Origin of the sequence: Microbacterium deferens (assembly GCF_045517775.1) — a bacterium.
Classification (GTDB): Bacteria; Actinomycetota; Actinomycetes; order Actinomycetales; family Microbacteriaceae; genus Microbacterium.
Genome location: NZ_JBEUWT010000001.1, coordinates 1,327,583 through 1,341,904 on the forward strand (window position 1 = coordinate 1,327,583; position 14,322 = coordinate 1,341,904).

Sequence of the window (14,322 nt, forward strand, 5' to 3'; positions counted from 1 at the left end):
ATTGCCCGCATCCCGCGAGCACGGCCGCCGGGCCCTTCGACAAGCTCAGGGACCGGATCCGGCGCTCAGGCGCGCTCGGCGATGACCTCTCGCCAGGGGCCCCAGTCGGGGTCGTGCGCGGGCCACACCTCGACACCGTCGAGCGCGTCGAGGTCGTGGAGGCGCCGGATCGCCGCATCCGCGCGATCATCGCCGTCGTCGCCGACCGTCGACCCGCACCGCACGCAGTCGGTGACGTTGCGGCGGAGGTCGGCCGCATCACCGGCGAGCACGACGGTGCGCTCCCCGAGCTCGACCACGAACGACTGGTGGCCGGGGGTGTGTCCCGACGTGTCGATGGCGCGCAGACCGGGCGCCAGGTCGGTGTCGCCCGACAGCGTGACGACCGAGAGCCCCTCGCGGACGACGTCGTCGACGAACAGGAACCCCGCGCGCGCGTCGTCCACCGTCCGCACGTGCTCCCACTCCCGCGCCTGCAGGAGGAGGGGCTGGTCGGGGGCGAGCAGGCGAGCCGCCCCGGTGTGGTCGAAGTGCACGTGGGTGATCGCCGCCGCGGCGAGGTCGCCCCACTCCAGTCCGGCCGCCGCGACCTGCTCGACGAGCGGGTCGCCGGCGGGCACCAGCGGCGTGTAGTTCTCGTAGTCGAAGCTCGCCACGCGCCGATCGCGATCGCGGATGCGAGCCGGGTCGAACCCGCCGTCGACGAGCACCCATCCCTCGTCGAAGACGACGGCGGCGGCGGTGACCGGTTCGAGGAGGAACCGGAAGAAGCTGCCGCCGGCGACCGAGACGCCCTCAGGGATCGGCTCGTAGCCGACCACGAAGGGAACGAGCCGCCGCGGGCGTCCGCCGAGGCGGAGGGGCGCCGCATCCGCCCACGGCGTCGCCGTCACGATCGCGCCGCCGACGCCAGGTAGGCCCGCCATCCGCCGAAACCGGTGATGTCGGCGGCGCCCTCCAGGGCGACCGTCTCGCAGAGGAAGCCCGAGACGGTCGAGCCGTCGGCCAGTCGCGCGGTGCCGATGCCCATCGGTTCGGGGAGCGCTGCGACGAAACGGCCGAACCCGGCGGCCGGCAGCCGCCAGACCTCCCCCTCGATCGGCGCCCCACCGTCAGCGACGCGCACGAGGCCGGGCTTGGCGGGCGTGGTCGCCAGCGCGAACAGTCGATAGTCGGGCGCCGTCGAGACCGACGCGACGAACGATCCGCCGGCGGCGACGAGCTGGTGGTTCAGCGGTTGACCGCGCAGGTGCGCGCCGACCACGAGCACGTCGACCGGAGGGGCCGACACCCGCTCGGCGAGCTGCGCGAGCGTACGGTCGGCGAAGGGGGCGCCGGTGAGCATGACGCCGAAGGGCTTGCCGTCGACGACCCCCGCCGGCACGGCGAGCGCGCTGCGGTCGAGGAGGTTGGCGAAGTTCGTGAAGCGCCCCATGCGGGAGTTCGCCCCCACGGGATCTGCGGCGACCTCGTCGAGGGTCGGATGCCACGTGGTCGTGGGAGTGAGAAGGGCCACCGTCCCCGCGAGCCGGCCCAGACCCTCCAGCCCGAGCCGGTCGAGCCGCTCGAGGTCGCGGAAGTAGTCCGCGGCCCGGGCCTCGGCACCCGCGAGCACGATGCCGGCCACGGTCGGGTCGATGTCGGTGCCGATGAGCTCGCGGTTCGCCTCGATGAACGCACCGACGGCCGCCGTGCGCTCGGCGACGAACGCCCCGCCGTACAGGAGCGATGCGGCCTCCAGAAGCGGCGCGATGTCGACCTCGACGATGTCGACACCGGATGCGGCGAGCCTGCCGACGACGCCCCGGAACGCCTCGACCCATCCCTCGGCGAGGCCCTCCAGGTGCTCGGCCGTGGGGATCGCGACGACGGGTCGGGCATCCAGCGGCGGCGCGGGCACGTCGACGCGGGCCCGCGGGTCGACGCCGTCGGGCCCCGCCATGAGCTCGGCGGCCTCGCGGGCGAGCGAGAGCTCGCGCGCGAAGACGGTCACGCAGTCGATGCTCCGGCAGGCGGGGACGACACCGGTCGTCGGCACGAGACCGACCGTGGGCTTGACCCCGACGATGCCGTTGAGGGCCGCCGGCACTCGTCCCGACCCCGCCGTGTCGGTGCCCAGGGCGAGGTCGACCACCCCGAGCGCGGTGACGACGGCCGATCCCGAGCTCGATCCGCCGGAGATGCGCGACGGGTCCCAGGCCCCGCGCACGGCGCCGTACGGGCTGCGCGTTCCGACGAGGCCGGTGGCGAACTGGTCGAGGTTGGTCTTGCCGAGCACGACCGTTCCGGCCGCTCGCAGCCGCGCCACCGCCGGGGCATCCGCCTCCGGCGCGTACGCGTATGCGGGGCTCCCCGCGGTGGTGGGCAGGCCCGCGACGTCGATGTTGTCTTTCACGGCGAGCACGGTTCCCGCCAGGGGCAGCCGTTCTCCCGCGGCGACGCGTCGGTCGATCTCGGCGGCCTCCGCGAGCGCCTCCGGCTCGGCCCGCAGGGCGATCCACGCCTCGGCACGGTCGATCTCGGCGTTTCGGGCGTATGCGGCGGCGATCCGCTCGACCGCGCTCATCGGGCGACCTCCACGACGGCCAGCAGCTGCCCGGCCTCCACGCGCTCCCCCGGTCGCACGAGCACATCGCGCACGATCCCCGCCTGTGTCGCACTCACGGTGGTCTCCATCTTCATTGCTTCCAGCACCAGCATCCGTTCTCCTTCGGCAGCGCTCCGCCCCGGTTCCGTCTCGACCTTCCACACCGCCGCCGAGAAGGGCGCGCGCACCGCGATGCAGCCCGGCGGCAGGGGGTCTTCGATGGGTGCGGTGGCGACGGCATCCGATTCCACCGGTCGATCGAACTCGCCGGCCTCGCGCCAGCGGTCGCGCTCCTCGGCGAATGCGCGCTGCTGACGGTCGCGGAACGACGAGATGCCCGCCGCGTTGTCGGCGAGGAACGTCTCGTACTCCGCGAGGCGGAACTCGCCCTCGGAGGTCTCGAACTCCCCCCGGCCGGCGTCGGTCTCGGCGCGCAGCTCGAGGAGCTCCTCGGCCGACACCGGATACCAGCGGATGCGGTCGAAGAACCGCAGCGCCCACGGGTTGTCGGCGAACAGACCGCCCCGTCGGAACCTGTTCCACACCTGCACGGTGCGGCCGACGAACTGGTATCCGCCCGGGCCCTCCATTCCATAGATGCAGAGGTACGCGCCGCCGATGCCGACGGAGTTCTCGGCGGTCCAGGTGCGGGCCGGGTTGTACTTGGTGGTGACGAGCCGGTGACGCGGATCGAGCGGTGTCGCGACCGGGGCGCCGAGGTAGACGTCGCCGAGACCCATCACGAGGTACTGCGCGTCGAAGACCGTGCGGTACACGTCGTCGACGCTGTCGAGCCCGTTGATGCGGCGGATGAACTCGATGTTCCACGGCGTCCAGGGGGCGTCGTCGCGGACGCCCGCCATGTACCGCTCGATCGCCAGTCTCGTCGCCGGGTCGTCCCACGACAGCGGCAGTCGCACCTCGCGCGAGGGCACGACGAGCTCGCTCGTGGGCGGGAGGTCGTCGTCCAGCTCGCGCAGGAGCCCGACGAGCTGCGAGGCGCGAAGCACGGATGCGTCGGTGTGCACCTGCAGCGATCGGATGCCGGGGGTGACGTCGAGGATGCCGCGGGGGGCGTGCTCGGCGAGGCGGGTCTGCAGCGCGTGGACGCGCATGCGCAGACCCAGATCGAGCTCCTGCGCGCCGAACTCCACGAGGAGGTTGTCGTCGCCGTCGCGCCGGTAGGTGACGCGCGGTCGATGCACCCCGGTGGCGTCGACGTCGGCCTCGCGCACCGAGACGACCCCGTCGTCACCGTCGCCGCCGCCGATGAGCGGCGGGGCACCCAGCGAGCGCGCGGAGTCGAGCCCGGCGGCATCGGCCTCGCGCACCGGCACGAAACGCAGCGAGTCGCCCGGGCGGAGCTGCCCGATCTTCCACAGCTCGCCGCTGGCGACGACCGCCGGGCAGACGAATCCGCCCAGGCTCGGGCCGTCGGGTCCGAGGATGATCGGGGTGTCTCCGGTGAAGTCGAGGGCTCCCACGGCGTAGGGGGTGTCGTGGATGTTCGAGGGGTGCAGGCCCGCCTCTCCGCCGTCGGTGCGCGCCCACTCGGGTTGCGGGCCGCTGAGGCGCACGCCCGTACGGGCCGAGTTGACCTGCACGGTGTATTCCGCGGCGTAGAGCTCGTCGATGTCGGAACGGGTGAAGAACTCGGGCGCGGCGTGGGGTCCTTCGGTGACGCCGATGCGCCACTCCCGCCCGATGTGCGGTCGCCTCTCGGACGGGGTCGCACCGCCGGGCGCGCCCGGACCGGCGGCGACGGGCCGCAGCACGTCGCCGGCGACGAGCGCCCGCCCGCCGTGGCCGCCGAACCCGCCGAGTGTGAAGGTCGCCGCGCTTCCGAGGTAGGCGGGCACGTCGATCCCGCCGCGGATCGCGACGTAGGTGCGGATGCCGGGGCCGGCCGATGCGCCGATGCGCAGCGTGCCGCCGGCGGGCACCTCGACCGGCTCCCAGAGCGCGACCGCCGCGCCGTCGACCGTCACGTCGACCGGTGCGCCGGTGACGCACACCGTCGTCGCCGCCGTGAGCCGCAGGGTCGGTCCCGTGAGCGTGACCTCGAGTCCGGGCGCCTCGGGCGGGTTGCCGACCGCGAGGTTGGCCTCCCGGAACGACACCGCGTCCATCGGACCCGACGGCGGGACACCGACCTGCCAGTAGCCGAGACGGCCGGGGAGATCTTGCACGGTGGTCATCATCCCCGGCTCGAGCACCTCGATCCGGGGGTCGGGGTCGCCGATGCCGTCGAGGGTACCGGTGTCGTGGGTCGCGTCGCGGACTCGCGGATGCTGCGCGATCTCACGCAGCATCCCGGTGCCGGTGACGATCCCGTCGATGCGGGTGTCGGCGAGCGAGGTGTGCAGCAGGTCGAGGGCGTCGTCGCGGGTGGCCGCGTGCGCGATGACCTTCGCCAGGAGCGGGTCGTAGTACGACGTGACGTCCATTCCCGCCTCGATCCAGGAGTCCACGCGCACGCCGTCGCCCTCCGGGAGACGGACACCGGTGACGAGTCCGGTCGACGGGGCGTTGCCGCGGTCGGGGTCCTCGGCGTAGATGCGCGCCTCCACAGCGTGCCCGTTCGGCCGTCGCGGGGCATCGAAGAGCGTGGGGTCGACGGCCTCGGGCCCGCCGGCCGCGAGGTCGAGCATGAGCCCGACCAGATCGAGACCGAAGACGGCCTCGGTGACCGGGTGCTCGACCTGCAGTCGCGCGTTGACCTCGAGGAAGTAGGCGGCCTCGGCGACGGGGTCGTAGACGAACTCCGCCGTGCCGGCGGAGCGATAGTCGACGCTCGCGGCGAGGGCGGCGGCCGTGGCATGGAGCTGTGCGCGCACGGCGGCGGGAAGACGCGGGGCCGGGGCTTCTTCGATGACCTTCTGGTTGCGTCGCTGCAGCGAGCAGTCGCGGTCGCCGAGCACGGCGACGCGCCCTGCCCCGTCACCGAACAGCTGCACCTCGACGTGGCGCGCGGGGCGCACGAACTTCTCCACGAAGAGCCCGGACGACCCGAAGCTCGCCTGTGCCTGACGGGTGACCGCGTCGAAGGCCTCCGCGACCGCACCGGCGTCGCCGCAGACGCGCATGCCGATCCCGCCGCCGCCGCCCGTCGCCTTGAGCATGACGGGGAACCCGATCGACTCGGCGGCCGCCACGGCGGCGTCGCGCGACTCCAGCACGCCGCTTCCCGGGAGCAACGGCACCCCGGCCGCGGCGGCGAGCTCGCGCGCGGTGTGCTTCAACCCGAAGGCGTCGAGCTGGTCGGGGGTCGGACCGACCCACGCGAGCCCCGCGGCCTCCACGGCACGGGCGGCGCCGGCGTTCTCGGCGAGGAACCCGTAGCCGGGGTGGATGGCACCGGCGCCCGTGCGGGCCGCCGCCTCGAGGACGGCGTCGAGACGCAGGTACGACTCGGCGGCGGGCGCCGGCCCCAGCCGCACGGCGGTGTCGGCCTCCCGCACGTGGGGGGCCGCGCGGTCGGCGTCGGAGTAGACCGCGACGGTGCGCAACCCCCTCTCGCGGGCCGAGCGGATGATGCGCCGGGCGATCTCGCCGCGATTGGCGACGAGCAGGGTGTCGAAGCCGCTCACGGGCGCATCACGATCATGCGCAGCGGCGTGCAGCTGAAGTCGTTGCAGGGATTGTTCATCTGCGGGCAGTTCGACACGACAACGAGCACGTCGCGCTCCGCACGCAGTGCCACGCGCTTGCCCGGCGCCGACATCCCGTCGACGATCCCGAGCGACCCGTCCGCCTCGACGGGAACGTTCATGAACCAGTTGAGGTTCGAGACGAGGTCGCGCGCACCGAGCCCGTGACGGGCCGCCTCGGCGAGGAAGTTCTCTCGGCACCCGTGCTGGTACAGGGTGTGGTGCCCGTACCGCAACGTGTTCGACTCCTTGCTGCACGCTCCGCCGATCGTGTCCTGGCGGTCGACCTCGTTGCCCACGACCGTCATCAGGGGGCGCCCGAGATTGCTGCGCAGCACCGAGCCGGTGCGCACGTAGACGTTCTGCTGCCAGGCGATCGTGTCGGCGGCGCTGTAGCGCTCGTCGGTGTCGGAGGCGGCGTAGACGAGGAAGTCGGCCGACTGGTTCCCCCCGACGTCGACGATCGTCAGCACGTCGCCGGCGGCGACCACGGCCGACCAGGCAGCTCGCGGCGCGACGCGCTGGTCGAGCACGACGGTGCCGTCGACGAGCGGCGTCGACCAGTCCAGCGGCGCGTCGGGGGCGTGAACGGGGCGGTCGGGAACGGTGGTGATCATTCTGGCGTCCTCTCAGAGACCGGCGAGCTCGGCGTAGGCGACGGTGTTGCGGTAGGCGCGTTCGCGTTCCGGGCTGGCGTGGAAGACGTCGTCGTCCTCGCCCGTCGGCCGCTCCGCCCAGGCGACCACCCGCAGCGGCCCGACGACGTAGTCGTCGCGCGGATCCAGCGCGTGGGGCACGTTCGCGATGAGCACGATCAGCGGCAGCTCCGCGCGCAGATCCACGTGCGCACCCGGACCGGCCGAACCCTGCCAGGCGAGCGAGCCGTCGGCCTCGGCGCGCACCCCCTGGAAGAACGAGATCGCCGGGGGCAGGTCGCGCGAGGTGAGACCGTGCTTGGCGGCCGCGAGCCGGAGCAGCCCGTGGCCGGAGGGAGAGGGCCCCTCGGGGAGGGCGTCGCCGTACTTCTGCTCGTTCCAGGCGTCGCTGGTCGTGCCGCAGAACGCATCGTGCCGACCGGACGTGTCGGCGACGATCGTCGCCAGCACGCGCCCGTCGCCGGAGAGCAGCGGGTGCCCGTCACCGAGATACGCCTGCCACGGGATCTTCTGCGTGTCGGCGACGTTGAGGCGCTCCCAGGGTTCGACGGCGTTGAGCACCACGACGCTCGCGCACGCGTTGCCGGTGGGGTCGTCGAGGCGGATGCGGGTACCCCGCGCGACCCGCAGATGCGTGTACCCGCCCGGGGCCACGGTCTCCGCCCACCGCAGCGCTGCCGGTGCGACGTCGGCCGGGGCGAAGGGAGCGGAGGCGGGCGGGAGGTAGGGCATCCACTCCGACGAGGCGGCGCGGGCACGGGCGTCCTCGCGGGCACGTCCGACATCGCCGAGGGCGAGCTTTCGACCGTCCATTCCCGGATCCTTTCTATCGGTTGACAGTTATGACACCACGTCGGCGTTTCGCCCGTGTTACGACAGCACCGTTACGGTGGGAGGATGGCGCCGGCACGAACGGGACGACCCCGCGCGGCGGGCCCGTCCCCCACCGGGCAGGGCACCCGGGCCGATGTCCTCACCGCGGCGGCGGCCCTGTTCTGCACCCGCGGGTACACCTCGTCGAGCACGCACGCGATCGCGGAGGCCGCCGGCATCCGCCAGGCCTCGATGTACCACCACTTCGAGCGCAAGCACGACATCCTCCTCGCCCTCCTGCTCGACACCGTGCAGCCGTCGCTCGAGGTCGCCGCGCGGCTCCTCGCCGAGGGCGACGACCCCGCGGCACGCCTGTGGGCGCTGTGCGTCGCCGACGTGCGCCTGCTCTCGGCCGGACCCCACAACGTCGGCGCGCTCTACCTGCTGCCCGAGGTGTCGGAAGACGCCTTCCGCCCTTTCCGTGAACGGCGCAGCGAGCTCGAGACGACCTACAAGACGCTGGTCGCCGCGAGCGGCCTTCCCGCCGACCGCGTGGACGTCACCACGAGCCTCGTGCTCGGCCTGGTCGAGAGCGTGATCCTGCAGCGCAAGCGCGGCGTCGTGATCACCGACCGCACGGCGGAGGCGATCGCGTCCGCGGCCCTGCGGGTGCTCGACCTGGATGCTGCGGTGATCTCCCGCGCCGTCGACCTCGGCAAGGGCGTTCTCGACCGGATCGCCTGACCGCCGTTCGTCGGCCGACGAGCGACCGCGTCGTCGCCCCACCCCTGCCCGGGCGGATTTCACAGGACTGTTACACGGCCGACATCGCTGACGGTGCTGCGGATGGAGATTCTTTCTGTCAAGCAACAGAAAGCCCATCCGACCGTCTTTCCCCGCCCGGGAGTGCCCATGATCATCTTCGGAGTCGCGCTCAGCGTCGTCGTCATCCTCGTCGTCGGCATCGTCGTCGCCCGCAAGGTCGACGGCGACAGCGCCAACTACCTCGTCGCCGGACGACGGCTCGGCGTGCCGCTCGTCGCCGTCTCGCTCACCGCCGCCGCCGTCGATGCCAACGCGACCGTCGGCAACACCGACCTGACCTCGCAGTTCGGATTCTGGTCGGGGGCGTCGCTTGCGATCGGACTCGCCCTGTGCCTGCTGCTGACCGGCCTGTTCCTCGCGAAGCGGATGAACGCGATGAAGCTGTTCACCCTCGGCGACTTCTTCCGGCTGCGCTACAACCGCCCCACCGAATTGGCGGCATCGGCACTGATGGTCGTGTCGTTCACGATCCTGCTCGCGGGCAACCTCGTGGCCTGCGGGTTCCTCCTCGAGCACTTCGCGAACATCCCCTACGCGTGGGGCGTCATCCTGGCCGTGGTGCTGGTGCTCGCCTACACGATCGCGGGGGGTCTGTTCTCCGATGCGTACACCGCCGCGATCCAGACCGCGATCACGGTCGTCGCGGCCATCGTGCTGCTCGCCTGGGTGGCGATGTCGTACGGCATCGTGATCCCCGAGGGAATGGGCCCGTTCGACCTGGAACAGCTGAGCGACCCCGCGGCCGGCGCCCCGATCAACTGGGCGACCCTGGTCTCGTTGGCCATCGGTGACATCGTCGCGATCGACTTCATGCAGCGGATCTTCGGCGCCAAGAGCCCCTCCGTCGCGCAGCGGTCGTGCTTCATCGCGGCCGGCCTCACCGCCGCGATCGGCACCGTCTTCGCGATCGTCGCGCTCAGCGTGTCGGCGACGCTGGGCATCTCGGTCGAGGACGGCCCCGTGCTCTTCACGCTCCTGGGCGACTTCGCCCCGCCGCTCGTGGCGATCCTGGTGCTCTCCGGAATCGTGGCCGCGTCGTTCTCGACCGCGTCGGGTGCGATGCTCGCGACCTCCGCGATCGCGGTGCGCAACATCTTCACCGTCCGCCGCCACACCGGCACCGGCCCCGACCCGCTCCTGCGCTGGACTCGCGTGGCCATGGTCCCCTTCGTGATCGGCGGTGCGTTCCTCGCCATTCAGGTGAGCCAGACCGGGATCCTCCTGACCCTCGCGTTCGACCTCATGCTCGCGTGCCTCGCCGCACCGTTCCTGTTCGGCGTCTTCTGGAAGCGCCCCGGGTCGACCGCAGCGCTCACCGCGATGGCCGTCGGATTCGTGGTGCGCATCGCGTTCCTCGCGCTCACGCCCACCCTCTACGGGGTGCCGAACGACATCTTCTACGTGCCGAACACCCTCGTCGGGCCGGAGTTCGACGGCTGGGCGACGCTGGTGGCCGCCGCGGTCGGGTTCGGAACGTTCGCGCTGGTCGCGGCCGTCGCGGGGCGACGCGAGTCCGAGGTGGCGGCCGAGGCGCGCATCCGTGCCGATCTCGACGCGGAGCGCGAGTCGTCGGAGGCGGCGGTGCCGGCCGTCGCGTGACAGGTTCGTGCGGGGCGCATCATCGTGCGATCGAGAATCGACCGGATGCTGCGCCTCGCACGCGATCACGACCGCCCTCACGCGTCCTCCGAGAGGTCGAGCAGACGCCGCGGCTCGGTGACCAGCATCGCGTGCAGTCGACCGTCGGGGATGCCCCGACGGCGCAGCTCGGGCACGACGCGCTCCGCGAGGTAGGCGTATCCGAATCCGCCGTAGGCCCGCAGCTGCGCCTTCGTCCAGACCGACTCGCCGAGTACGACGCGCGCCTCGGGGTGCGCGGCGACGAACTCGGGGAAGAACGCCAGGCGCTCGCGGTCCGAGGGGTTGTCGACCCGGCCGACGTGCACGGCCTCGGTGCCGAAACACATCTCCAGCACGGCGCCGGCATCGGACAACGCGGCCCAGTACGCCGCATCCAGGTATTCGTCGACGTTGGCGAAGACGACCCGGTCGGCGGCGAGGCCTTCCGCGCCCATCAGGCGCAGCACCTCCGGGCCCCGGAACGCGTCCGGATCCAGCCGCACCGACACGCTCGCCCCGGTTCGCACAGCCGCGCGCGCCGCGGCGCGGAGCTGCTCGCGCTCGCGACGCTCGAGCTCACCCGTGGTGCCCATGATCCCGAGCATCCCCGCGCGGAACCCCGCCCCGGGGATGCCGACGGTGAGGGCCTCGACGAAGTGCTGCTCGAGCTCGATCTCCGACATCTGCGCGATCCACCCCGGCACGATGCGCGGCACGTACGCCCCGTACGAACTGACGATCGTCATCCCCGAGGCGACCGAGACGGCCGGAAGGCCCGCGTGGCGAGGACCGAGCCCCCACGACGAGCACTCGACGACCGCGCGCTGACCGGCGCCGACCGCCCGACCCAGCTCGCGGGCGGCGAGCGCGGGATCGTCGAGGACGAGGTTGTCGGCGAGGGCGAGCGTATTCCAGCGGAGGTAGCCGAGGGTGTCGATCGATACGGCCTTCCCCACCGGTGCGGGCGCGGCTCCGTCCCGGCGCAGCCGCGACGCGTCGCTGAGCACGTGGTCGTGCATGCAGGTCGCGCCGAGGAGCGCAGCATCCAGACCGCCCGTCACCGTCTCGATCATGGGGTCCCTCCGATTGCGGATCCATTCAGTCTTACTTAGGATCCAATTATGACTCATGTGATTCGACCCGCCGAGGTCGATGCCGAAGCCCTCGAGGCGAAGCCCCTCGCACCGCCCAGCGCCCAGCCGCTCTCGGGCGAGATCACCGTCCGCGGCAAGGTCGAGTTCGTCACCGACGACCGCACCGTCGTGTCGGGGATCTGGGAGAGCGACCCCGGGCGGTCGCGGTGGGAGTTCCTCACCCGCGGCGAGATCGTCCACATCCTCAGCGGCCGCATGATCGTGCACGAGGACGGCGGAGAACCCGTCGAGCTGACCGCCGGGAGCGCGGCGTTCTTCCCGATCGGGTGGACCGGCGAGTGGTCGGTCGTCGAGCCCGTCCGCAAGTTCTACGTGGTCTACAAGTAGCCCGCGATGAACCGTCTGAAACTGGGCACGTTCGGCACGAACCTCGCCCCCGGCATCACGTTCACCACGATCCCCGGCGCCCTCACCACCGACTGGTCGCGGGTGAAGGATCTCGCCCGCCGCGCCGAGGCGATGGATTTCGAGGCCATCGTGCCCATCTCGCGATGGAAGGGGTACGGCGGCGAGCACAACCCCCACTCCGACGCCTATGACACCCTCACCTGGGCGGCGGCCGTCGGCGCGGTCACCGAGAGCGCGCGCATCTTCGCCACCGTGTCGATGCCCGTCGTGCACCCGGTGATGGCGGCCAAGCAGATGGCCACGATCGACCACGTGACCGGCGGTCGGGCCGGCATCAACGTGCTCGCCGGGTGGTACCGGCCCGAGATGGAGATGTTCGGCGCCGACCTCCTGGCGCACGACCGCCGCTACGACCTCGCCGACGAGTGGATCGGTATCGTCGAGCGCCTCTGGAGCGAGACCGGAGAGTTCGACCACGACGGCGAGTTCTTCCACCTCTCGGGCGCGTACTCGGCACCCAAGCCCCTCGGCGCGCGTCCGCAGATCATGAACGCCGCGATGTCGGGCCGCGGGCTGGAGTTCGCCCTGCAGCACGCCGACAAGCTCTTCGTGAAGCTCAGCGACGATCGCGAGAAGGCGACCGCGCACGTGGCCGACGTCAAGCGCCAGGCCCGGGAGAAGTACGGGCGCGACATCGAGGTGTGGACCTTCGGCTACGTGGTCGACGGCGAGACGGAACAGGCCGCCCGCGACTTCCTGCACTACTACGCGCAGGAGAACGGCATGCACGACGCCGCGATCAACGCCCTCACGATCATGGGCGTCGAGGCCGAAGTGGCGGGCGACAACTCCACGGCCGCGCGCCGCTTCAGCTGGGTCGCCGGCGACGGCGGCGTGCCGCTCGTCGGCACCGCCTCGCAGGTCGCCGACGGACTCGAGTGGCTCTCGGACGTCGGCATCGACGGCTGCCTGCTCGGCTGGCCGCTGTGGGAGGACGGCATGGCGCGCTTCGCGGACAGCATCCTGCCTCTCCTCCACTCCCGCGGCCTGCGCACCGCGCCCTGACCGCGGCCTCGTCCCGCGCCCTGGCCGCACCCAATGACCGCGAGACTTCATCCGGGCGACGAGACTGCGGTCTGCAGCTGCAGTCTCGCGTCGGGGATGAAGTCTCGCGGTCTGCGTCGGCCGGGTCAGCCGAGCGCGAGGAGACGGGCGGCGTTCTCGCCGAGGATCGCGTCGCACTCGGCGCGTGAGAAGCCCGGCAGGCTCTCGACGATCTCGGCGGTGACGCCCGGGGTGTACCAGGGGAAGTCCGAACCCATCACGACGCGGTCGACCCCGATCGAACGGACGAGCCCGGCGACGTCGTCGGCAGACGGCCCCGCGGTCGCACCGATCCAGATGACGATCTCCGACAGGTCGAACATCACCTGCGGGTGAGCCTCCGCGACCGCCGCCGTGTCGCGCCACGAGCCGCCGCCGAGATGCGCGAGCACGAGCTTCAGTTCGGGGCGGGATGCGGCGAGCGCGGCGAAGACGCGCGGCTCCGAGAATCCGCGGCCGCGCGTGTCGGGTCCGCTGTGGAACACGATCGGCACGCCGGCGCCGATGCAGGCGTCGTAGACGCCGTCAAAGCCCGGATCATCGGGGTAGGCCCTGATGCCGATCGGGTGGAGCTTGAGGCCCCGCGCGCCCCAGTCGCCGAAGGCCTCGGCGAGGTGCTCCCGCGACTCGTCGGAGGTCATCACGGCCGGGTTCGCGCTGACGAACGGGATGAGCTTGTCGTGCGGGGCCGCCATCTCGCACACCCACCGGTTGTAGGCGACGAGGTCTTCGCGATACTGACCGTAGTGGGGCTGCGCAGGCCAGTGCGTGAGGCCGTCGGGCAGATCGGGGTAGCCCGGCACCTCGTAGCTGCCGAGAACGGTGGCGTAGTCGAACCCCGCGGCGTCGAGAGCGGCGAGGGCATCGTCGACCGATCCGCCGACGCCCGCGAGCGGGATGTCGGCCTTCTCGCCGTACTCGACGATCGGGAAGTTCTCGATCTCGTACAGCCCGCGCGCCGGGTCGGCGTAGATGTGCAGGTGGGTGTCGATCCTCATCCGTCGATCTCCTTCGCGGGGGTGCGGGTCTCGACCTCGGCGATCATCTCGAAGACGTTGCCGCCCGAGAGGCTCGAGACGCCGATGCCGGCCGACGTGGATCGGCCGATCCGGTCGCCGAAGACCTCGACGAACAGGTCGGCGGCGCCGTTGGTGACGAGGTTCACGTCGGTGAACTCGGGCGTGACGACGACGAAGGTGAGGGTGCGGATGAACCCCGTCACCTCGTCGAGCGAGCCGACGGCGAAACGGATGAGGCCCAGCACGTTGATCGCGGCGTATCGCGCTGCCGCGTAGCCCTCCTCCAGCGTGACGTTGTCGCCGACACGGCCCGGATGCACCTTGGTGCCTTGCCGATCCTCGGGCGTGATGCCGCTGATCGTCAGGCACCGGCCGAGGTGGTGGAACGCCTTCATCGTGGCGTACCGCTCCCCGTAGGGAGGGTTGGCGTAGTCGGGGATGACCAACCCCAACTCTTCGACCCGCCGTTCCGCGCTCCACACCATGGCTTCTCCTTCGGCCTCTAGAATGGATCCATTCTAAGCGGTTTCGGATACAGAAAGAAGA

The 14,322-nt window shown here is 71.7% G+C and carries 12 protein-coding genes; 4 read left to right on the top strand and 8 right to left on the bottom strand.

The genetic code is table 11. The features are described 5' to 3' along the window. Window positions 1-65: 65 nt before the first annotated feature. Genes ABTU82_RS06345 through ABTU82_RS06365 form a run of 5 tightly spaced genes read right to left on the bottom strand, consistent with a single transcriptional unit; the run spans window position 66 to window position 7,706 of the window. Complete coding sequence (locus ABTU82_RS06345; protein WP_116648817.1) at window positions 66-926, bottom strand: MBL fold metallo-hydrolase; 861 nt, start codon at window positions 924-926, stop codon at window positions 66-68. After that, window positions 890-2,566, bottom strand: coding sequence for an allophanate hydrolase (atzF, locus tag ABTU82_RS06350; protein WP_407172418.1), 1,677 nt, complete (start codon window positions 2,564-2,566; stop codon window positions 890-892). Before atzF ends, ABTU82_RS06345 begins: the two co-directional genes overlap by 37 nt. Continuing rightward, window positions 2,563-6,177, bottom strand: a complete 3,615-nt coding sequence (uca, locus tag ABTU82_RS06355; protein ID WP_407172420.1) for an urea carboxylase — start codon at window positions 6,175-6,177, stop codon at window positions 2,563-2,565. The genes atzF and uca overlap by 4 nt, the downstream gene beginning before the upstream one ends. Beyond that, entirely contained in the window at window positions 6,174-6,854 is a 681-nt protein-coding gene (locus tag ABTU82_RS06360; RefSeq protein ID WP_407172422.1) for an urea amidolyase associated protein UAAP2, read from the bottom strand. The genes uca and ABTU82_RS06360 overlap by 4 nt, the downstream gene beginning before the upstream one ends. Window positions 6,855-6,866: 12 nt before the next feature. Then, window positions 6,867-7,706 carry an urea amidolyase associated protein UAAP1 gene (locus tag ABTU82_RS06365; RefSeq protein ID WP_407172423.1) on the bottom strand — a complete coding sequence of 280 codons (840 nt, stop codon included), beginning with the start codon at window positions 7,704-7,706 and terminating at the stop codon, window positions 6,867-6,869. Window positions 7,707-7,790: 84 nt separating this feature from the next. Here ABTU82_RS06365 and ABTU82_RS06370 point away from each other — a divergent pair, with 84 nt between their 5' ends. Together ABTU82_RS06370 and ABTU82_RS06375 are read left to right on the top strand one after the other, a co-directional pair. Beyond that, a complete protein-coding gene (locus ABTU82_RS06370; RefSeq protein ID WP_407172425.1) occupies window positions 7,791-8,450 on the top strand; it encodes a TetR/AcrR family transcriptional regulator in 660 nt (219 codons plus the stop codon). Between the two features lie 168 nt (window positions 8,451-8,618). Beyond that, window positions 8,619-10,130 (top strand): sodium:solute symporter family transporter, encoded by a 1,512-nt coding sequence (locus tag ABTU82_RS06375; protein WP_407172427.1) that lies wholly within the window; start codon window positions 8,619-8,621, stop codon window positions 10,128-10,130. 77 nt (window positions 10,131-10,207) lie between these two features. Here the strand turns inward: ABTU82_RS06375 and ABTU82_RS06380 are convergent, their stop codons facing one another. Next, window positions 10,208-11,224: a phosphotriesterase family protein gene (locus tag ABTU82_RS06380; protein ID WP_407172429.1), complete on the bottom strand. Its 1,017-nt coding sequence runs from the start codon at window positions 11,222-11,224 to the stop codon at window positions 10,208-10,210. 48 nt (window positions 11,225-11,272) lie between these two features. Here ABTU82_RS06380 and ABTU82_RS06385 point away from each other — a divergent pair, with 48 nt between their 5' ends. Both ABTU82_RS06385 and ABTU82_RS06390 read left to right on the top strand, forming a co-directional pair. Further along, on the top strand, window positions 11,273-11,632 hold the full coding sequence (locus ABTU82_RS06385; protein WP_116648825.1) for a cupin domain-containing protein: 360 nt from the start codon (window positions 11,273-11,275) through the stop codon (window positions 11,630-11,632). 6 nt (window positions 11,633-11,638) lie between these two features. Beyond that, window positions 11,639-12,718, top strand: a complete 1,080-nt coding sequence (locus tag ABTU82_RS06390) for an LLM class flavin-dependent oxidoreductase (RefSeq protein WP_116648826.1) — start codon at window positions 11,639-11,641, stop codon at window positions 12,716-12,718. Window positions 12,719-12,843: 125 nt separating this feature from the next. Here ABTU82_RS06390 and ABTU82_RS06395 read toward each other — a convergent pair whose 3' ends face one another. Both ABTU82_RS06395 and ABTU82_RS06400 read right to left on the bottom strand, forming a co-directional pair. Continuing rightward, window positions 12,844-13,755, bottom strand: a complete 912-nt coding sequence (locus ABTU82_RS06395; RefSeq protein ID WP_407172431.1) for an amidohydrolase family protein — start codon at window positions 13,753-13,755, stop codon at window positions 12,844-12,846. Beyond that, a complete protein-coding gene (locus ABTU82_RS06400) occupies window positions 13,752-14,261 on the bottom strand; it encodes a RidA family protein (protein WP_116648828.1) in 510 nt (169 codons plus the stop codon). The genes ABTU82_RS06395 and ABTU82_RS06400 overlap by 4 nt, the downstream gene beginning before the upstream one ends. Window positions 14,262-14,322 lie beyond the last annotated feature (61 nt).

Coding starts and splice junctions, on each gene's coding strand:
- atzF (WP_407172418.1), bottom strand. CDS start 2,566: ATGAGCGCGGTCGAGCGGATCGCCGCCGCATACGCCCGAAACGCCGAG.
- ABTU82_RS06375 (WP_407172427.1), top strand. CDS start 8,619: ATGATCATCTTCGGAGTCGCGCTCAGCGTCGTCGTCATCCTCGTCGTC.
- ABTU82_RS06390 (WP_116648826.1), top strand. CDS start 11,639: ATGAACCGTCTGAAACTGGGCACGTTCGGCACGAACCTCGCCCCCGGC.
- ABTU82_RS06395 (WP_407172431.1), bottom strand. CDS start 13,755: ATGAGGATCGACACCCACCTGCACATCTACGCCGACCCGGCGCGCGGG.
- ABTU82_RS06370 (WP_407172425.1), top strand. CDS start 7,791: ATGGCGCCGGCACGAACGGGACGACCCCGCGCGGCGGGCCCGTCCCCC.
- ABTU82_RS06380 (WP_407172429.1), bottom strand. CDS start 11,224: ATGATCGAGACGGTGACGGGCGGTCTGGATGCTGCGCTCCTCGGCGCG.
- ABTU82_RS06345 (WP_116648817.1), bottom strand. CDS start 926: ATGGCGGGCCTACCTGGCGTCGGCGGCGCGATCGTGACGGCGACGCCG.
- ABTU82_RS06365 (WP_407172423.1), bottom strand. CDS start 7,706: ATGGACGGTCGAAAGCTCGCCCTCGGCGATGTCGGACGTGCCCGCGAG.
- ABTU82_RS06400 (WP_116648828.1), bottom strand. CDS start 14,261: ATGGTGTGGAGCGCGGAACGGCGGGTCGAAGAGTTGGGGTTGGTCATC.
- ABTU82_RS06360 (WP_407172422.1), bottom strand. CDS start 6,854: ATGATCACCACCGTTCCCGACCGCCCCGTTCACGCCCCCGACGCGCCG.
- ABTU82_RS06385 (WP_116648825.1), top strand. CDS start 11,273: ATGACTCATGTGATTCGACCCGCCGAGGTCGATGCCGAAGCCCTCGAG.